Source organism: Salinivibrio sp. IB282 (assembly GCF_001995685.1).
Taxonomy (GTDB): Bacteria; Pseudomonadota; Gammaproteobacteria; order Enterobacterales; family Vibrionaceae; genus Salinivibrio; species Salinivibrio kushneri.
In genome coordinates this window covers 15,060-34,708 of the sequence record NZ_MUET01000018.1, presented here as the reverse complement: position 1 = coordinate 34,708, position 19,649 = coordinate 15,060, and the positions used below count along the sequence as shown (strand labels likewise).

Annotated in this window: 16 protein-coding genes; 13 read left to right on the top strand and 3 right to left on the bottom strand. The window is 51.7% G+C overall.

The annotated features are described in order from the left end of the window. The first annotated feature begins 35 nt into the window (after nucleotides 1-35). Entirely contained in the window at nucleotides 36-353 is a 318-nt protein-coding gene (locus BZG14_RS05820; RefSeq protein WP_069362119.1) for an ArsR/SmtB family transcription factor, read from the top strand. Nucleotides 354-408: 55 nt separating this feature from the next. On the opposite strand, the gene rpsT is transcribed toward BZG14_RS05820, so the two are convergent. Next, on the bottom strand, nucleotides 409-669 hold the full coding sequence (rpsT, locus tag BZG14_RS05815) for a 30S ribosomal protein S20 (protein WP_046075100.1): 261 nt from the start codon (nucleotides 667-669) through the stop codon (nucleotides 409-411). A 286-nt stretch (nucleotides 670-955) separates the two neighbouring features. Between rpsT and murJ the strand changes: the two genes are divergently transcribed. The 9 genes from murJ (at nucleotide 956) to carB (ending at nucleotide 14,137) form a co-directional block, all read left to right on the top strand. Continuing rightward, the gene (gene murJ / locus BZG14_RS05810; protein WP_077608213.1) at nucleotides 956-2,527 is read left to right on the top strand and encodes a murein biosynthesis integral membrane protein MurJ; all 1,572 of its coding nucleotides are present in this window, start codon (nucleotides 956-958) and stop codon (nucleotides 2,525-2,527) included. Nucleotides 2,528-2,618: 91 nt separating this feature from the next. Next, nucleotides 2,619-3,554: a bifunctional riboflavin kinase/FAD synthetase gene (ribF, locus tag BZG14_RS05805; protein WP_069362121.1), complete on the top strand. Its 936-nt coding sequence runs from the start codon at nucleotides 2,619-2,621 to the stop codon at nucleotides 3,552-3,554. Nucleotides 3,555-3,584: 30 nt separating this feature from the next. Then, complete coding sequence (ileS, locus tag BZG14_RS05800; protein WP_077608212.1) at nucleotides 3,585-6,410, top strand: isoleucine--tRNA ligase; 2,826 nt, start codon at nucleotides 3,585-3,587, stop codon at nucleotides 6,408-6,410. Beyond that, the gene (gene lspA / locus BZG14_RS05795; RefSeq protein WP_077608211.1) at nucleotides 6,410-6,919 is read left to right on the top strand and encodes a signal peptidase II; all 510 of its coding nucleotides are present in this window, start codon (nucleotides 6,410-6,412) and stop codon (nucleotides 6,917-6,919) included. The genes ileS and lspA overlap by 1 nt, the downstream gene beginning before the upstream one ends. A gap of 44 nt (nucleotides 6,920-6,963) precedes the next feature. Beyond that, entirely contained in the window at nucleotides 6,964-7,395 is a 432-nt protein-coding gene (gene fkpB / locus BZG14_RS05790; RefSeq protein WP_077486717.1) for an FKBP-type peptidyl-prolyl cis-trans isomerase, read from the top strand. A gap of 10 nt (nucleotides 7,396-7,405) precedes the next feature. After that, nucleotides 7,406-8,350: a 4-hydroxy-3-methylbut-2-enyl diphosphate reductase gene (gene ispH, locus BZG14_RS05785; protein ID WP_077458694.1), complete on the top strand. Its 945-nt coding sequence runs from the start codon at nucleotides 7,406-7,408 to the stop codon at nucleotides 8,348-8,350. Nucleotides 8,351-8,484: 134 nt separating this feature from the next. After that, entirely contained in the window at nucleotides 8,485-9,288 is an 804-nt protein-coding gene (gene dapB / locus BZG14_RS05780) for a 4-hydroxy-tetrahydrodipicolinate reductase (protein WP_069362126.1), read from the top strand. A gap of 466 nt (nucleotides 9,289-9,754) precedes the next feature. Further along, entirely contained in the window at nucleotides 9,755-10,894 is a 1,140-nt protein-coding gene (gene carA, locus BZG14_RS05775) for a glutamine-hydrolyzing carbamoyl-phosphate synthase small subunit (protein WP_069362127.1), read from the top strand. Nucleotides 10,895-10,909: 15 nt separating this feature from the next. Next, complete coding sequence (carB, locus tag BZG14_RS05770; RefSeq protein ID WP_077522884.1) at nucleotides 10,910-14,137, top strand: carbamoyl-phosphate synthase large subunit; 3,228 nt, start codon at nucleotides 10,910-10,912, stop codon at nucleotides 14,135-14,137. Between the two features lie 52 nt (nucleotides 14,138-14,189). Here the strand turns inward: carB and dacB are convergent, their stop codons facing one another. Next, on the bottom strand, nucleotides 14,190-15,632 hold the full coding sequence (gene dacB / locus BZG14_RS05765; protein WP_077608210.1) for a D-alanyl-D-alanine carboxypeptidase/D-alanyl-D-alanine endopeptidase: 1,443 nt from the start codon (nucleotides 15,630-15,632) through the stop codon (nucleotides 14,190-14,192). 291 nt (nucleotides 15,633-15,923) lie between these two features. Between dacB and greA the strand changes: the two genes are divergently transcribed. Next, a complete protein-coding gene (greA, locus tag BZG14_RS05760) occupies nucleotides 15,924-16,397 on the top strand; it encodes a transcription elongation factor GreA (RefSeq protein WP_069362161.1) in 474 nt (157 codons plus the stop codon). A gap of 102 nt (nucleotides 16,398-16,499) precedes the next feature. Here greA and yhbY read toward each other — a convergent pair whose 3' ends face one another. Further along, nucleotides 16,500-16,796, bottom strand: a complete 297-nt coding sequence (yhbY, locus tag BZG14_RS05755) for a ribosome assembly RNA-binding protein YhbY (protein WP_069362129.1) — start codon at nucleotides 16,794-16,796, stop codon at nucleotides 16,500-16,502. 205 nt (nucleotides 16,797-17,001) lie between these two features. On the opposite strand from yhbY, the gene rlmE reads away from it, so the two are divergent. After that, the gene (rlmE, locus tag BZG14_RS05750; protein WP_069362130.1) at nucleotides 17,002-17,631 is read left to right on the top strand and encodes a 23S rRNA (uridine(2552)-2'-O)-methyltransferase RlmE; all 630 of its coding nucleotides are present in this window, start codon (nucleotides 17,002-17,004) and stop codon (nucleotides 17,629-17,631) included. A 51-nt stretch (nucleotides 17,632-17,682) separates the two neighbouring features. Beyond that, the gene (ftsH, locus tag BZG14_RS05745; protein WP_077608209.1) at nucleotides 17,683-19,632 is read left to right on the top strand and encodes an ATP-dependent zinc metalloprotease FtsH; all 1,950 of its coding nucleotides are present in this window, start codon (nucleotides 17,683-17,685) and stop codon (nucleotides 19,630-19,632) included. Nucleotides 19,633-19,649 lie beyond the last annotated feature (17 nt).

Here is a 19,649-nt window from a genome sequence, read left to right as displayed (position 1 = left end):
CACGGCAATGAGTATTAATCAATGATGGAAGTTGAATGGATTTAGCCCGTATGCAGCAGAATGGGCCGAAGGCGGTAAACTTGCTCAAGGCCATGGCTAACGAGAAACGCCTATTCATTCTGTGTTATTTATTGCAAGGAGAGTTGTCGGTGGGGCAGCTCGTAGATCGCGTGCCTCTAAGCCAGTCGGCGCTGTCTCAACACCTTGCTTGGCTTCGTAAAGATGGCCTGGTGGCCACGCGTAAAGAAGCGCAAACCGTGTATTACTCGCTAAAAAGTGATGAAGTCGAGGCGGTTATCCAGTTACTACATGATCTGTATTGTAAGGAAACCGTGGATTCACCCAATCCTTAAGCCATAAAAAAACCGGCCGAGGCCGGTTTTTTTTATCTCTTTGCAAAGAGCAAGATTACAGCGCTTTAATTTGTGCTGCAAATGCTGCTTTGTAACGAGCGGCTTTGTTCTTGTGGATCAGGCCTTTGGTGGCTGAACGATCAAGAATAGGCTGAACTTGTGCAAAAGCAGCGGTTGCTGCTTCTTTGTCGCCTGCAGCGATAGCTGAAGCAGTTTTCTTCATATAGGTGCGCATCATAGAGCGACGGCTTGCGTTGTGCTGGCGACGCTTCTCAGACTGGATCGCACGCTTCTTAGCAGATTTGATATTCGCCAAGGGTCTAACTCCCAAATCTTTTTGTTCGGTGACATTTCAAGGCGGAGGACTATGCCTCTTTTTACCTCTATTGTCAATTCATTTGTGCAAAGATCCGCCGCTCCAACGATGTGTTGGCGCTGCGGGGTTATCACAGTTAATATGGCGGCTGATTCTATCAGCATTTCAGCCCCGACGTCACCTATATTTCCATTTCTTATCGATGTCAGCGATGGCGCGACAGCGGAAAGAAACAATAAAGGCGCGACAGTGACGCGCATTGGGCACGTGTTTTCAAGAGGTAACCGTGAGTAAGCGACTTTTACGCTCTGGGCTCATCGTGAGCACCATGACTTTGGTGTCCCGTGTTTTAGGGTTGGTTCGTGATGTGGTGATCGCGAATTTGATGGGGGCAGGAGCGGCCGCCGATGTGTTCTTTTTCGCCAACAAAATTCCGAATTTTCTGCGCCGTTTGTTCGCGGAAGGGGCCTTCTCACAAGCGTTTGTGCCCGTATTAACCGAATATCAAGCGCTCGACAAAGAAGATGACACGCGCGCACAATCGCGTGAGCTGGTGGCGAATGTGGTGGGCACCTTGGGTGGCTTGGTCACCCTTGTCACCTTGCTCGGGGTGGTTGGCTCGCCAGTGTTAGCGGCGTTATTTGGGACCGGTTGGTTTGTTGATTGGTTAGAAGGGCGACCTGATGGGGCTAAATTCGAGCTTGCCAGCTTGATGCTCAAAATTACCTTCCCTTATTTGTGGTTTATTACCTTTGTGGCTTTATCCGGGGCAATACTCAACACGCTAAACAAGTTTGCTGTGTCGAGCTTTACCCCTGTTTTTTTGAATATCGCGATTATCGCGGCGGCGATAGGGCTCTCCCCGCATCTTGCCCAACCTGAAATTGGACTGGCGATTGGTGTCTTTGTTGGGGGGGCGGTTCAGCTTTTATTTCAACTGCCTTTTCTCGCTCAAGAAGGCATGTTGGTCAAACCTAAATGGGGATGGCGTCATCCTGGGGTAGTGAAAATACGTCAGCTAATGATTCCGGCGCTTTTCGGGGTCTCGGTGAGCCAAATTAACCTATTATTCGATACCTTTATCGCCAGTTTCTTGATGACAGGATCGATCAGTTGGCTGTATTACTCTGATCGCTTGCTTGAGTTTCCGCTCGGTTTGTTTGGCATCGCCATCGCCACCGTTATTCTCCCTGCGTTATCGAAAAAGCATGTGGATCAATCGCCTCAGCAATTTTCCGCCACCATGGACTGGGGGGTGCGTATGGTGTTGCTCCTTGGGATCCCAGCGATGGCAGGGTTGATCGTGCTGGCCAAACCGATGTTGATGGTGCTCTTTATGCGGGGTGAATTTGGTGTCCCCGACGTAGAGGCGGCGAGTTTATCCTTGATGGCCTATGCGTGTGGTTTGGTCAACTTTATGGTGATTAAGGTCCTTGCGCCTGGCTACTACGCCCGCCAAGATACTAAAACGCCTGTTAAGTACGGGGTCATTGCCATGGTGAGTAACATGGTTTTTAACGCCATTTTTGCTTACTTGTTTAGTTATGTCGGGCTGGCCATGGCGACCGCACTTTCTGCGTTGATTAACGCCGGCCTGCTCTATCACGGGTTGCACCGACAAGGTATTTATCAGTTATCGCGGGCGACCCTCGGCTTTATTAGCAAACTCGTGTTGGCGGTGAGCGTGATGATCGGCGGGTTGTACCTGGTGATGCCTGCGTTGTCTCAATGGGTGTCTATGTCCTTGCTATCGCGAAGCGTAACGTTAGGCGGGCTTATTGTGGGGGGCGGTGCGCTTTATCTTATCACCGCCTTGTTGGTCGGTGTGCGGTTGAGTGATATTCGACACCGTGGATGATAGAAAGCGCGGATTATCAATCCAGGGCTGATTGCCGGCGCTGACTAGTATATAATCCGCCAGTTTTAATAGTTCAAATAGTCAGCAGGCGATGGAATTAATTCGAGGCATCCACAACATCCGGGCGCAACACCGAGGCTGTGTACTGACCATCGGGAATTTTGATGGTGTCCACCTAGGTCACCAGGCTGTTTTGCGTCAAGTGGTTGAGAAGGCCAGAGCCCTTGACTTGCCTGCGACTGTGATGCTGTTCGAGCCGCAACCGCTCGAGTTATTCCTTGGTGAGCAAGCGCCTGCGCGATTATCGCGATTGCGGGATAAATACACCCAGCTTGCCAAACTGGGCGTCGATAGGTTGTTGTGCGTCAGTTTTACCCCGGCCTTCGCCGCCATGAGTCCAGATGCCTTTGTGGACCGCTTGTTGGTCAATCAATTGGGTGTTAAGTTTCTGGTTGTGGGTGACGACTTTCGCTTTGGCCTGAAGCGAGCGGGCGATTTTTCCCGTTTAGCGCAAGCCGGACAAGAGCATGACTTTGCGGTTGTCAGCACTGAAAGCTTTTGTGTCAGTGATCGTCGCGTGAGTAGCACCGCGATTCGTGATGCGCTTTCCGCGGGTGAAATGAAAGCCGCGGCCGATATGCTGGGGCGTCCTTATAGTATTTGTGGCCGGGTTGCCCACGGGCGCAAGCTGGGGCGAACGATTGGTTTTCCTACGGCGAATGTGTTGCTTAAACGTCGCGTTTCACCTGTGTCTGGTGTTTATGCGGTAACGGTGGCCATCGACGGGCAATCATTACCTGGAGTGGCAAATGTAGGACATCGCCCGACGGTCAACGGCACGCACCAGCAACTCGAAGTACACCTTTTTGATCACACGCTCGACTTATATGGCAAACAGCTTGAAGTGAGCTTGTTACATAAGTTGCGTGACGAGACCAAATTTGCGTCAGTAGACGCGTTAAAAATGCAAATTCAACGAGATGCATCAGCCGCGCGTGCGTGGCTGGCTGATGCCAATAATGTCTAGAGTGTAACCTCCATACGGAATCAATAATCAATGAGTGACTACAAAGATACCTTAAACCTGCCGGAAACCGCGTTTCCGATGCGAGGTAATCTTGCTAAGCGTGAGCCTGATATGCTCAAGCGTTGGTACGATGAAGATCTTTACGGTGCAATCCGTCAAGCGAAGAAAGGCAAAAAAACATTTATTTTGCACGACGGTCCTCCGTACGCGAACGGCAACATTCATATTGGTCACTCTGTTAATAAAATTCTCAAAGACATTATTATTAAATCGAAAACGCTGGCGGACTATGACGCACCGTACGTCCCTGGCTGGGACTGCCACGGTCTGCCTATCGAGTTGATGGTAGAGAAAAAAGTTGGCAAGCCAGGTCAGAAAGTTTCTACCGCCGAGTTCCGCGAAAAGTGCCGTGAATATGCCGCCAAACAAGTGGAAGGCCAAAAAGCGGACTTTAAACGCCTTGGCGTGTTAGGTGAGTGGGATAAGCCTTACCTGACCATGGATTTTAATACCGAAGCCAATATTATCCGTGCATTGGGTAAAATTGCCGGTAATGGCCATCTACACAAAGGCTTCAAGCCTGTGCACTGGTGTACAGACTGTGGCTCAGCGCTCGCGGAAGCCGAAGTTGAGTACCAAGATAAGACATCACCGTCGATTGACGTGACTTTCCGCGCGGTGGATGAGCAAGCATTGGTTAACGTATTTACCCTAGCAGGCGATCACCAAGGTGAAGGCCCAGTGTCAGCGGTGATCTGGACCACCACCCCTTGGACCTTGCCGGCTAACCGTGCGGTCGCGGTCGCGGCGGACTTGGAATATGTCTTAGTCCAAGTCGAAGGTGACCAGCCACAGCGCTTGATCCTTGCCGCAGAGCTGGCAAAAGATGTGATGGATCGCGCGGGCATTGAGCACTATCACAACCTTGGTTTTTGTAAAGGTGAAGCGCTAGAGCTGCAACGTGTGCAGCATCCTTTTTACGATTTTGATGTGCCAGTGATCCTGGGTGATCATGTTACCACCGAGTCTGGTACGGGTGTGGTTCACACGGCGCCGGGTCATGGTCAAGAAGACTTTGTGGTAGGACAAAAATACGATCTCGAAGTCGCTAACCCGGTTGGCAGCAATGGTGTTTATCTGCCGGATACGCCACTGTTTGCTGGTCAACACGTGTTCAAAGCCAACGATAATGTGATTGAAGCGCTGAAAACGCACGGGGCGTTGCTGCATCATCACGCGTATGAGCACAGCTACCCGCATTGCTGGCGCCACAAAACACCGATTATTTTCCGCGCGACGCCGCAATGGTTTATTGCCATGGACAAAGCAGGCCTGCGTGACAACGCGTTGCAAGAGATCAAGAACGTTGAGTGGATCCCGGACTGGGGACAAAGCCGCATTGAGTCGATGGTAGAAGGGCGTCCAGACTGGTGTATTTCGCGCCAGCGTACTTGGGGCGTACCCATTGCCCTGTTCGTGCATAAAGAAACCTCCGAGCTACACCCGGATACGCTCAACCTGATTGAGCAGGTGGCTCAGCGTGTAGAAAAAGCCGGTATTCAAGCGTGGTGGGATCTCGATCTAAACGAACTGCTAGGCGATGACGCTGACCAGTATGAGAAAGTTTTGGATACCCTAGATGTGTGGTTTGATTCTGGTGCGACGCACTATGCCGTGGTCAATCAGCGTGATGAGTTTAACGGTCAAGAAGCCGATATGTACYTGGAAGGCTCGGATCAACATCGTGGCTGGTTCCAGTCATCGCTGATGACGTCAGTGGCAATTAAAGGCCAAGCGCCTTACCGCCGCGTACTGACGCATGGCTTCACCGTTGATGGTAACGGTCGCAAAATGTCGAAGTCGCTGGGTAACACCATCATGCCGCAAGATGTGATGAATAAGCTGGGCGCTGACATTCTTCGTTTGTGGGTGGCATCAACCGATTACACGGGTGAGATCAGTGTGTCGGATGAAATTCTCAAGCGCAGTGCTGATGCTTATCGTCGTATCCGTAATACCTCGCGCTTCTTGCTCGCTAACCTACACGGTTTTGATCCTAAAACTGACTTGGTTGCACCAGACGATTTGGTGGCGGTCGATCGCTGGGCAGTGAGCCGCGCCCTCGAGGCGCAACAAGAGATCACTGCCGCGTATGATGCGTGTAACTTCCACCAAGTAACCCAGCGCTTAATGCAGTTCTGCTCGATTGAGATGGGCTCGTTCTACCTCGATATCATCAAGGATCGTCAGTACACCGCCAAAGCAGGCAGCCACGCGCACCGCAGTTGTCAAACGGCGCTTTTCCACATCGTAGAAGCACTGGTACGCTGGATGGCACCGATTATGTCATTTACCGCCGATGAGATCTGGAATGAAATGCCGGGTGAGCGTAACCCGTTTGTGTTCACCGAAGTCTGGTATGACGGCTTGTTTGACCTAGAGCAGCAGGCTGTGCTGAATCAGGCTTTCTGGGCGAAATTGCTCGATGTGCGTGATGCAGTGAACAAAACCCTTGAGCAAGCGCGGAATGAAAAAGTCATTGGTGGCTCATTAGAAGCGGAAGTCACCCTCTATGCCCCCGCTGATTTTGCCGAGAAGCTGCGCTTGATGGGTGATGAGCTTCGCTTTGTATTGCTGACCTCGAAAGCAACTGTGGTCGCCGGTGACGCGCCAGCGTCTGCCACGCAGACGGAACTCGACGGATTGGCCGTAGAAGTGGCGGCATCAAGCGCGGCCAAGTGTGAGCGCTGTTGGCACCACGTTGCTGATGTCGGCACCATTGCAGGTCATGAAGAGATCTGTGGCCGATGCGTGACCAATATTGCAGGAGAAGGCGAAACTCGCCAATTTGTGTGATGCAGACTCTTTCCCTCTCACAATCAGGATGGCGCTGGCTTTGGCTGGCGCCACTGGTCTTTGCACTTGATATCGGCAGCAAGTGGCTGGTGATGCAAACCATGGAATACGGGTTTGCGAATCGGATTGAAGTATTGCCTTTCTTTAACCTGACGTACGTGCACAATCATGGCGCGGCGTTCAGTTTTTTAAGTGATGCGGGTGGCTGGCAACGTTGGCTTTTCAGTGTTATTGCACTGGGGGTGAGCGGGTTATTGGCGTATTGGATGCGGCATACCCCGGCCGATAAACGCATGGTCAATATTGCTTATGCAATGATCATTGGCGGGGCCCTGGGTAATCTGTTTGATCGTCTTGTGCATGGCTATGTGATTGACTTTCTAGATTTCTATCTCGGTCAGTCGCACTGGCCAGCGTTTAATCTCGCCGATTCGGCGATTTGCGTGGGCGCGGCGTTGATTATTTTGGATAGTTTTCGTCAAGGCCAGTCATCGACCAAACATGAGTGATGCGTATCTATCCCCGTTACCGCGACGTTCTAAAAGGATGAATCATGACAGCAATCACAGCGTCTAGCGAAGTCATTATGCACTTTACCATCAAGCTTGAAGATGGCTCGGTCGCCGATACCACCCACAATGCGGGTAAACCGGCGAAGCTGGTAATGGGCGACGGGAGTTTGACGGAAAACTTTGAAACTTGCCTTCTTGGCTTAAAAGAAGGGGAGTCGAGCAGCTTCACCTTGGCACCAGAGGATGCATTCGGCCAACCTAACCCGGATAACATCCATCACATGGATCGCCGTCACTTTGGTGGAGAAACGCCCGCAGAAGAAGGGGCGATCATTGCCTTTAGTGGGCCGCAAGGACAGGAGATCCCGGGGATTGTGACGGCAGTGACGGGCGATTCCGTCACGGTTGATTTTAACCACCCGCTGGCTGGGAAAACCGTCATTTTTTATGTTGAAATTATAAGTGTGCAATAAAGGCGGACACATGAAGATCTTACTTGCCAATCCCCGTGGTTTTTGCGCAGGGGTTGACCGTGCCATCAGTATTGTTGAGCGCGCGCTAGAAATCTATCAGCCTCCCATTTATGTCCGTCATGAAGTGGTGCATAACCGTTTTGTGGTGGAAGGCTTAAAGCAGCGTGGGGCGATTTTTGTTGAGCAGATCAGCGAAGTGCCTGATGACAGTATTGTGATTTTCTCCGCCCACGGCGTGTCTCAGGCCGTACGCAATGAGGCCAAGTCGCGTCAGTTAACCGTGTTTGATGCGACCTGCCCGCTAGTGACCAAGGTGCATATGGAAGTCGCGCGTGCCAGCCGTAAGAACATGGAAGTGGTACTGATAGGCCATGCCGGCCACCCTGAAGTGGAAGGCACCATGGGACAATACGCCAGTGAAACCGGTGGGATGTATTTGGTCGAAACCCCAGAGGATGTGTATACCTTGGAGGTGAGCGATCCGGATAACCTGCATTATGTCAGTCAAACCACCCTGTCGGTCGACGAAACCGCGGATGTGATTGATACTCTGCGTAAGGTGTTTCCTAACATCCAAGGACCACGCAAAGACGACATTTGTTACGCCACCCAGAACCGCCAAGATGCGGTGCGCGATTTAGCGCAAAGCTGTGACGTGATGGTGGTTGTCGGCTCAAAAAATAGCTCTAACTCAAACCGTCTGCGTGAGTTATCCGAAAAACTGGGAACGCCAGGTTATTTAACTGACACGGCAGAAGATATTGATCCGGCTTGGTTTGAAGGCAAGCATACGGTGGGGATCACGGCCGGTGCGTCGGCACCAGAAGAGCTAGTGGATCAAATTATCGAGCGTATCAAGCAGCTGGGTGCGACCCATGTTGATAACCTTGCTGGGCGTGAAGAAAACATGTTTTTTGAAGTGCCTAAAGAGCTACAAATTCGTGAAGTCACTTAGGGTGATGAGCAAGACGATGAGGGGAGCAAGTGCTTCCCTTTTTTTCGCCAATATACAAGTGCCAAGGAACGCGCTAGAGTGGTGGGTTACCGAGAAGGAGCCAGTGAACTGGCAAAGTGACAAAGGGGAAAATCATGGTACGTATTGCCATAGCCGGTGCGGCTGGGCGCATGGGGCGCAACCTTATCCAAGCGGTTTCACAGTATCCAGGTGCCGTGTTAGGGGCGGCGAGCGAAAGGCCGGAATCTAGCTTAGTCGGCACCGATGCAGGCGAGCTGGCAGGGATCGGCCGCTTGGGCGTCAATGTGGTGGACGATTTGCGCAAAGTCAGTGACGACTTTGACGTGGTGATTGATTTTACCGCTCCCGCTGCAACCTTGGCCAATTTAACGCTGTGCCAAGAGGTCGGTAAGCAACTGGTTATCGGTACCACCGGCTTTGATGAGGCGCAAAAACAAACCATTGAAGAGGCGGCATCCTCGACAGCGATGGTGATGGCGCCCAACTACAGTGTGGGTGTGAACCTTGTCTTCAAGTTGCTTGAGCAGGCGGCGAAAGTGATGGGAGACGAGTGCGACATTGAAATTGTTGAAGCGCACCATCGCCATAAAGTGGACGCACCATCAGGTACCGCACTCGGTATGGGTGAAGCGATCGCGGGGGCGATGGGGAACCAGCTTAGTGACGTGGCGGTTTATGCCCGTGAGGGGATCACTGGCGAGCGGAGTAAAGACGAAATTGGCTTCGCGACCATTCGAGCTGGGGACATTGTCGGCGAACACACAGCGATGTTTGCCGATATTGGCGAGCGTGTCGAAATCACACACAAGGCCTCTAATCGTAATACCTTTGCTAAAGGGGCGGTACGTGCCGCGGTATGGCTCAATCAGCATCAACGCGGTTTATACACAATGCAAGATGTCCTCAATCTTAAATAATTATTCATCGCGCTTCGGCGCGATGTTTTTTTATCCCCTCTTGTTTGCTTTGCCCTGTTTTCTTTCCATTTCCTTATTTCTTATTCTTTATGCGCCTTCCGTGAACTTTAAGTGACAAAGTCGCCTTCATCAGCATTTAGTCATGCAAGGTAAACGTTTGCGAGTTTGATTTCATTTTAAAGAGAGAAAACACGAGCAATAAAAGAATCTCAGTGCTCGATTTGGGTGTTTTTTGTCCGTAAATCGCGGTTTAGGTTTGTTTTTATRGTGCTTTGATGGCGCTTTGTTAGTGAGTGACTAATAAAATAAAGAAAAATACTGTGCTTTGATTGACAGCTAGCCGCCTCGTCCCTAGAATGCGCGCAATTTGTCAAAATTCAGCTTGACGCGGGTTTTGATCTTAGATGGAATACGTGAATGCAACGTTAGTCGTAAAAAGTGCATTTCTATATAACTGGAGGTTGTCTTGAGCAAGTCTGCGCTCTTAGTCCTAGAAGATGGGACAGTGTTCCACGGTACCCCGATCGGCGCTGATGGCACCGCGGTGGGAGAAGTGGTTTTCAATACCTCGATGACGGGATATCAAGAAATACTCACCGACCCCTCTTATTCCCGTCAGATCGTGACACTCACCTATCCCCACATTGGCAACACCGGCACCAACACCGAAGACGAAGAATCTAGCCAAGTCCACGCCCAAGGCCTCGTCATTCGTGATCTCCCCCTGTTAGCCAGCAACTTCCGCAATCAACAGTCCCTTTCTGATTACCTCAAACATCACAACATTCTCGGCATTGCCGATATTGATACGCGCAAACTCACGCGATTATTGCGAGAAAAGGGCGCGCAGAACGGCTGTATTGTGGCCGGCGATAGTGTAGATGAGGCATTGGCGCTGGCGAAGGCGCAGGACTTTCCTGGCTTAAAGGGAATGGATCTCGCCAAAGAAGTGACCACCAAAGAAAGTTACCGCTGGACGCAAGGCTCTTGGCAGCTTCATCAAGGCTTGCCCGAGGCTGCCGTAGAAGGTGAGCTGCCCTATCACGTGGTCGCCTATGACTTTGGAGCCAAACGCAATATCTTGCGTATGTTGGTTGACCGAGGCTGTCGCTTGACTGTAGTGCCGGCGACGACACCGGCTGATGAGGTGTTGGCGATGAACCCCGATGGTGTCTTCTTATCCAATGGCCCCGGCGATCCCGCGCCATGTGATTACGCGATTGAGGCTACACAAGCGTTTTTAGAAGCAGGCGTGCCTGTCTTTGGTATTTGCTTGGGCCATCAGATATTGGCGCTGGCGAGCGGCGCGAAGACAGTGAAAATGAAATTTGGCCACCATGGCGCTAACCATCCGGTGAAAGACCTAGACCGTGGCGTGGTGATGATCACCAGCCAGAACCATGGCTTTGCCGCCGATAAAGACAGTCTGCCAGACACATTAAGAGCCACCCATGTGTCTCTATTTGATGGAAGTTTGCAAGGTATTCATCGCACTGATAAGCCCGCATTTAGCTTCCAAGGGCACCCCGAGGCAAGTCCGGGGCCGCATGATGCCGCGCCACTTTTTGATCATTTTATCGATCTTATCAAACAACATCGCGCCTAATTGGAGTCGTTGAGCATGCCAAAACGCACAGACATAAAAAGCATTCTTATCCTGGGCGCAGGCCCTATCATCATTGGCCAAGCCTGCGAATTTGACTACTCCGGGGCGCAAGCGTGTAAAGCCCTGCGCGAAGAGGGGTATCGTGTCATTCTGGTGAACTCCAACCCAGCCACTATCATGACCGACCCAGAGATGGCCGATGCCACTTACATTGAACCTATCCAGTGGCAGGTGGTGAAACACATCATCGAAAAAGAACGCCCTGACGCCGTACTGCCAACCATGGGTGGTCAGACAGGTTTGAACTGCGCCCTGGATCTTGAACGCCATGGCGTGTTGGCCGAATTTGGCGTGGAAATGATTGGCGCTACTGCTGATGCGATTGATAAAGCCGAAGACCGTCATCGCTTCGATGAGGCGATGCAAAGCATTGGTTTGGAGTGTCCACGCGCGGGTATCGCCCACAGCATGGATGAGGCGCACAAGGTGCTCGACGAAGTGGGCTTTCCTTGTATTATCCGCCCCTCCTTTACCATGGGCGGCACTGGCGGGGGCATCGCCTACAACCAAGAAGAGTTTAAAGATATTTGCGAGCGCGGTCTCGATTTATCTCCCACCAATGAGCTGCTTATCGATGAGTCCCTCATTGGCTGGAAAGAGTACGAAATGGAAGTGGTGCGGGATAAAAACGACAACTGCATCATTGTCTGCTCGATTGAAAACTTCGACGCCATGGGGGTCCACACGGGCGACTCTATCACGGTTGCGCCAGCACAAACCCTGACGGATAAAGAATACCAATTAATGCGTAACGCATCCTTGGCAGTGCTGCGCGAAATAGGCGTTGAGACCGGCGGCTCGAACGTACAATTTGGTATTAACCCCAAAAATGGCCGTATGGTGATCATCGAGATGAACCCGCGGGTATCACGCTCTTCGGCGCTCGCGTCAAAAGCAACCGGCTTCCCGATTGCCAAAGTGGCGGCCAAACTGGCGGTGGGTTTTACCCTTGATGAGCTGATGAACGATATTACTGGTGGCGCCACGCCAGCGTCGTTTGAGCCGACCATTGATTATGTGGTCACTAAAATCCCACGCTTTAACTTTGAAAAATTTGCCGGTGCCAACGATCGCTTAACCACCCAGATGAAGTCAGTGGGTGAGGTGATGGCGATTGGACGTAACCAGCAAGAATCATTGCAAAAAGCACTGCGCGGCCTAGAAGTCGGTGCGGCGGGCTTTGACGAAATGGTAAACCTGGATGACGATACGGCATTAACCGAAATCCGCCATGAACTCAAAGAGCCAGGCGCAGAGCGGATTTGGTATATTGCCGATGCCTTCCGTGCGGGGATGTCGGTCGATGGGGTATTTAACCTGACCAATATCGACCGTTGGTTCTTGGTGCAAATCGAAGACATCGTCAAGCATGAGCAGCAAGTGCGTGAGCAGGGCTTCGCGGGGCTTAATAAAGCCGCATTGCGTCAGTTAAAGCGTAAAGGCTTTTCCGATGCGCGTTTGGCTGCCTTGTTGGGCGTTTCAGAAATCGAAGTGCGCAAGCTGCGGGACAAATTTCAGATTCATCCTGTCTATAAGCGTGTCGACACCTGTGCTGCTGAGTTCTCGTCGGATACGGCCTATATGTATTCCACCTACGATGAAGAGTGTGAGTCACAGCCGACAGATAAGAAGAAAATCATGGTTATTGGCGGTGGGCCAAACCGCATTGGGCAAGGGATCGAGTTCGATTACTGCTGTGTCCACGCGTCATTGGCCCTGCGTGAAGACGGTTTTGAAACCATCATGGTTAACTGTAACCCAGAAACCGTTTCTACCGACTATGACACCTCTGACCGTTTGTACTTTGAACCCATCACTCTAGAAGATGTGCTGGCGATAGTGAACGTTGAAAAGCCAGAGGGCGTGATAGTTCAGTACGGTGGGCAAACGCCACTTAAACTGGCCCGTGACTTAGAAGCGGCGGGTGTGCCGATTATCGGTACCAGCCCAGATGCGATTGACCGTGCCGAAGACCGTGAGCGTTTCCAAGATGCCGTACAGCGCCTTGGCCTCAAACAACCTGCCAACGCGACAGTCACTGCACTGGAACAAGCGGTGGAGAAAGCCAAAGAGATTGGCTACCCGCTGGTGGTGCGTCCGTCTTACGTATTGGGCGGACGGGCGATGGAAATTGTCTATGATGAGACCGACCTGCGCCGCTACTTTAATGAGGCGGTGAGTGTCTCGCACGAATCTCCCGTGTTGCTAGATCATTTCTTGGATGATGCGACGGAAGTGGACATTGATGCGGTGTGCGATGGTGAAACGGCAGTGATTGGCGGCATCATGGAGCACATCGAGCAAGCTGGCGTGCACTCTGGTGACTCTGCATGCTCACTGCCCGCGTATACGTTAAGTGACGATATCCAAGATCGCATGCGTGAACAGGTGCGCAAGCTGGCGTTGGAGTTAGGCGTGAATGGATTGGTCAATACGCAATTTGCGGTGAAGGATGATGAAATCTATCTCATCGAGGTGAACCCGCGCGCTGCTCGAACGGTGCCATTTGTCTCTAAAGCGACAGGTGTTCCTCTGGCGAAAATCGCCGCGCGCGTCATGGCAGGCCGCTCCCTGGCTGAGCAAGGGTTTGTCAAAGAGGTGATCCCGCCTTATTACTCGGTGAAAGAGGTGGTGCTACCGTTCAACAAATTCCCAGGGGTTGATCCATTGCTGGGCCCTGAAATGCGTTCGACCGGTGAGGTGATGGGCGTGGGGGATACCTTTGCCGAAGCCTTTGCAAAAGCAGACCTCGCCTGCGGTAAAGCGTACAGCGAGGGCGGACGGGCCTTGTTATCGGTGCGCAATAATGACAAACAGCGCGTGGTGGATTTAGCAGCGAAGTTACTCAAGCTTGGCTTTGAGCTCGACGCGACCCATGGCACCGCGGTGATCCTTGGTGAGGCGGGTATCAATCCGCGTTTGGTCAATAAGGTGCATGAAGGACGACCACACATTCTTGATCGCATCAAAAATGGTGAGTACAGCTACATTGTCAACACCACGGAAGGACGCCAAGCGATTGAAGATTCAAAAGTCTTGCGTCGCGGCGCGCTCGCAGCCAAGGTGAATTACACCACTACGCTGAACGCCGCCTTCGCTACTTGCATGGCGTTAACAGCGGCGGACATGAGCAAGGTCAACCCTGTGCAATCTTTGCATGCACGGGTGCAGACCAAATCATAACGGTACGACTGTCAACGCGTATCAGCCCGCCACCTTGGCGGGCTTTTTTTATTCAGTGAGATTGGGCCAGTGTCGGCCGTAACTGACCGCGGATCAGCGCCATATAAAACTCACGCTCAAACTGAGTGATCGGCGAGGGAACATTCTCCGGCTGCGCGTTTTCCTCGGGATGATAATGACTGACAAGTTGCACTACGATGTGCTGTTTTCCTGAATCATCTTCTAGCATCCCAGCTAAATTAAAGCTGCCATACAGCGAGCCACTTTTGGCCTTTAAACGTCCTTTTATGGGCGCATTACGAATGCTCTGGCGATACTTGAGGGTACCGTCCACACCGGCAGTGGGGAGCATTTGAGTCATGCCCAGTGTCGGATGCGTGGTGATATAATGCATCACCTGCGCCAGTTGGCGGGCACTGAGACGGTTATTACGAGACAGCCCGGAACCATCGACCAGCACGGCCTGTGATAGGTCAATCCCAGCCTCCTGTAATATCGCCTTCACCGCTGCAACGCCATTGCGATACGAGCCAGGCTGCTGAAAGTAGCGGCGTCCCAAGGCTTTGAGAAGATTGTCGGCAATGAGGTTGTCAGAGTCGCGCAGCATCGTGGTGAGCAGGGAGGTAAGGGGGGCTGACTGGTGACGAGCCAGCTCGCGTGACTGACTGGGTGCCCGCGCCACGCGAATATCGCCTTTCACGCGCACATTCAGGCGCGCGAGCTCATCGGCCACAATGGCTTTGACGTAAATCGAAGGCGTTTGTACGGCAAAGTTGAGTGGCAGCGGACGCGATCGATGCGGGAGGCAACCGGAAAAATAATAGGTGTTTTTTGCTGTCGCGGTGAGATCGAGCCCGCAATGGCGGGTAGCTTGTTCGTCCTCGCTTACCGCTCGCGCTTGGTTCTCTATTGAAACGGGCTGATGGTCAGGGACATGTACGCGTGTCAACCTGCTATCAGGCTGGCTATAAATCGCCCCTTGCACGCAGTTGTGATTGAGGGTGATTGCCGTGGAAGGCGCACTGTAGCAGACCGCTAAAATATCCCATGGCCAGCCAGGCGCACGGGTGCGACCAGCAAACGCGTGTCCATCCAGATAGAGATTGTTAATGGTATCGAGACCGCGACGCGGTAATTGACTCAGCAGTTGACGAATATCTTTTCGAGTCAGTAACGGATCACCATTAAAAATAAGGGCGATGTCATCACCGCTTTGCACCAATCGGGTGGAAAAACGGAAGGTGCTGGGTAAATAAAGCCGGGCGGCGAGTCCGGTGAGAAGCTTTTGTGTACTGGCTGGGGGTAGCAGCGCATCGGCTTGCTCACTGATCTGGGAGTGATTTTGCTCCGCATCACTCACCCATAGCGCGACTTGGCTGCCTTTAGGCAGCAACGGTGTCAGTTGTGCCAGCGTTAACGACGCCGCCGAGGCCGACGCAAACGGCACCAGGAAAATCGTCATCAGAGCGAGATGGCGAAAAAGAGCGGAAAGCATGATAAAAGCCTTTTTATTTGCGCATGCATGCCATCCTACCCTGTCTAGCCTTGAAGACAAGCGGTTCGGGGCGGACAACCCACTCGTTGGGCTGATGATAAAGTGGATCGCCGCAAAGTGGATCGCAGATGGATGGCTCACGCTATCGCCGGATAAGAGATGATTTTGCGCGAATTCTTGTTTACAATCTAAAAAAAGCGTTGAATTCCGCCGCGCCCAGATATTTTATTTGGGCGTGGCTTTGTTTTGCCAAAATCCCTTTGCTGTGGATTGAAAGAGGTAATGTCATTTATGGATAAAGTGCCAATGACCGTACGCGGTGAGCAGCTGCTACGAGAAGAGCTGGACAAGTTGATCAAGCGTCGCCCTGAGATCTCCAACGCCATTGCAGAGGCGCGTGAACTCGGTGACTTAAAAGAAAATGCAGAATATCATGCGGCTCGTGAAGAGCAGGGTATTTGTGAGGCGCAAATCCGTGACATCGAGTACAAGCTGTCGGTGGCACAGGTGATTGATGTCACTAAAATGCCGAATAATGGCAAAGTGATTTTTGGCGCGACGGTCACCTTGATTGACGTGAATACGGACGAAGAAGTGACCTATCGGATCGTGGGTGATGATGAAGCCGACATCAAAGCGAATTTAATTTCGGTGAATTCTCCCATCGCCCGTGGCCTGATTGGAAAAGAAGAAGGGGAAGAAGTGAGCATCACTACCCCGGGTGGCGTCAAAGAGTTCGAACTCGATAGCGTCGATTACGTATAGAAAAGTGTTACTGAATGTAACCCTTCTCCGATGCTGACACAGTAAAAAGGCCGCAATGCGGCCTTTTTGTTATGCGATAGCACAGACTGATCACGCACGTGACTATTTGCGTGGTAATTCAATTTTGCGATCTTCGCTTTGGCGATAAATCACCAAGGTTTTACCGATCACCTGCACTTTTTCGGCGCCGGTTTCCCGAAGAATAGCGTCGACAATCAGGTTTTTGGTCTCACGGTCTTCTGAAGCGACTTTCACTTTAATCAGCTCGTGGTGGTCAAGTGCAAGCTCAATTTCAGCGACCACGGCTTCAGTTAAACCATTGGCGCCCATTAAGACGACAGGCTTAAGGGGGTGAGCCAGTCCTTTGAGATACTGTTTTTGTTTGGTGCTGAGTTTCATGTTGGCTCGATTTCTATTTGCTAGGGGTTGAAAACATGCCATTCTAACGCCATCTCACCACAAACTGAAACACTAGAAAGTGGGCGGATGGCAAGCACTTGGTCTGCTGGGTGAGAGTAAGTCTGTCTTTGAGAATAAGCTAACGCACACAATTGTCTGAATTTTATATGAATGTGGTGCGATGGGTGGGCGTAGTAGGAACAACATGGCGAATAAAAAACACTCTGCCAGCTCAGGACGCTGGTTGAAAGAACACTTCGACGACAAATACGTTCATGAAGCGCAGAAGAAAGGGTATCGGTCTCGGGCGATTTTTAAGCTAGAAGAGATTCAGCACAAAGATCGCATCTTGAAACCGGGAATGACGGTAGTGGATCTGGGCGCTGCCCCCGGAGGTTGGTCACAATATGCCGCAACACAAGTCGGCGATGACGGGCAAGTGATTGCTTGCGATATCTTACCGATGGATTCCATGCCAGGTGTTAGCTTTCTGCAAGGGGACTTTCGCGAACAAGCGGTACTCGATACCTTGCTCGAGCGCATTCAACCCAACCAAGTTGATGTGGTGATGTCTGACATGGCGCCAAACATGAGCGGTAATCAGGCGGCCGATCAACCCAAAGCGATGTATTTGGTAGAATTGGCATTAGAAATGTGCCGTGAAGTGCTGGGACCGAAAGGCAGCTTCGTGGTAAAAGTTTTTCAGGGCGAAGGCTTTGATCAGTATTTGGCCGAGGTGCGTAAAATGTTTACAGCGGTCAAAATTCGAAAACCCGACTCATCCCGTGCAAGGTCGCGAGAAGTCTACATTGTGGCTACAGGTTATAAACTGTAGTACCCTTACATTTATCTATCTCAGTTATGCGAGGCTAACACCTTGAGTGACATGGCAAAAAACTTGATTCTGTGGCTGGTTATCGCCGTTGTCTTAATGTCTGTGTTCCAAAGCTTTGGACCAGGAGACAGCGCCGGTCGTCAAGTCGACTATACCTCTTTCGTACGCGAAATCGGCAACGATCAAATACAGGAAGTAAAATTTGACGATCGTGAGCTGAGTGTCACCCGACGTGACGGCTCACGCTATGTCACCTTTATGCCTGTGATGAATGATCCAAAGTTGTTGGATGATTTGCTTAATAAAAACGTTCGCGTGAAAGGGACGCCACCTGAAGAGCCAAGCATGTTGGCATCGATCTTCATTTCTTGGTTCCCAATGCTACTGCTTATCGGGGTGTGGATTTTCTTCATGCGCCAGATGCAAGGCGGTGGCGGCAAAGGTGCCATGTCGTTTGGTAAATCGAAAGCCAAAATGATGAGTGAAGAGCAGGTTAAGACCACCTTCACTGACGTCGCAGGCTGCGATGAAGCGAAAGAAGACGTGAAAGAGCTGGTGGATTACCTGCGCGATCCAAGCCGTTTCCAAAAACTAGGCGGCAAAATCCCAACCGGCGTATTGATGGTCGGCCCTCCAGGTACCGGTAAAACCTTGCTGGCGAAGGCCATTGCAGGCGAAGCGAAAGTGCCGTTCTTTACCATTTCTGGCTCTGACTTTGTGGAAATGTTCGTGGGTGTGGGCGCATCACGTGTCCGTGACATGTTCGAACAGGCAAAGAAAGCCTCGCCGTGTATCATCTTTATCGATGAAATCGACGCCGTCGGTCGTCAGCGTGGCGCTGGGCTTGGTGGTGGTCACGACGAGCGTGAGCAGACCTTGAACCAGATGTTGGTCGAAATGGATGGCTTTGAGGGCAATGAAGGCGTTATCGTCATTGCGGCGACCAACCGTCCAGACGTATTGGACCCTGCGCTATTGCGTCCTGGTCGTTTTGACCGTCAAGTGGTGGTGAGCTTGCCAGATGTGCGTGGCCGTGAGCATATTCTCAAAGTGCATATGCGCAAAGTGCCACTCGGTAATGATGTCGATGCCTCACTGATTGCGCGTGGTACGCCAGGCTTCTCAGGCGCTGACTTGGCTAACCTTGTTAACGAAGCGGCATTGTTCTCTGCGCGTGGTAACAAGCGTGTAGTGTCGATGGTCGAGTTTGAACTGGCGAAAGACAAAATCATGATGGGTGCAGAGCGCCGTTCAATGGTGATGTCGGAAGAAACCAAAGAGTCAACGGCGTATCACGAAGCGGGTCACGCCATTGTTGGTCGCTTGGTGCCAGAACATGACCCGGTTTACAAGGTCTCCATTATCCCGCGAGGGCGTGCATTGGGTGTGACCATGTACTTGCCTGAGCAAGACAGGATCAGCATGTCGCGCCAGCATCTCGACTCGATGATTTCGAGCCTGTACGGCGGCCGTTTGGCAGAAGAGCTGATCTACGGCAAAGAAAAAGTCTCGACAGGGGCATCGAACGACATCGAGCGCGCGACCGATATTGCCCGCAAGATGGTGACGCAATGGGGCTTCTCAGAGAAGCTGGGTCCACTGCTTTATGCCGAAGAAGAAGGTGAAGTCTTCCTAGGCCGCTCTATGGCACAGACCAAGCATATCTCCGATGAAACGGCTCGACTCATTGACGCGGAGATCCGTGGCATCATCGATCGCAACTACGATCGCGCCAAGCAAATCTTGGAAGAAAACCTGGATATCATGCACGCGATGAAAGATGCCTTGATGAAGTACGAAACCATTGATGCGGCGCAGATCGATGACTTGATGGCTCGCCGTGATGTACGAGAGCCTGCTGGCTGGGAAGGTGGCGATGGGGGGTCATCTTCTGATGATACTCCAAGCRAGCCGGATGCCTCGAAAGCGAGCGCGTCTGACGAATCATCTGACGACAAAAAGCAAAAACCGCTTGATTCAGAAAACCAGTCTGAAGCGTAAATACCCATGAATACAAA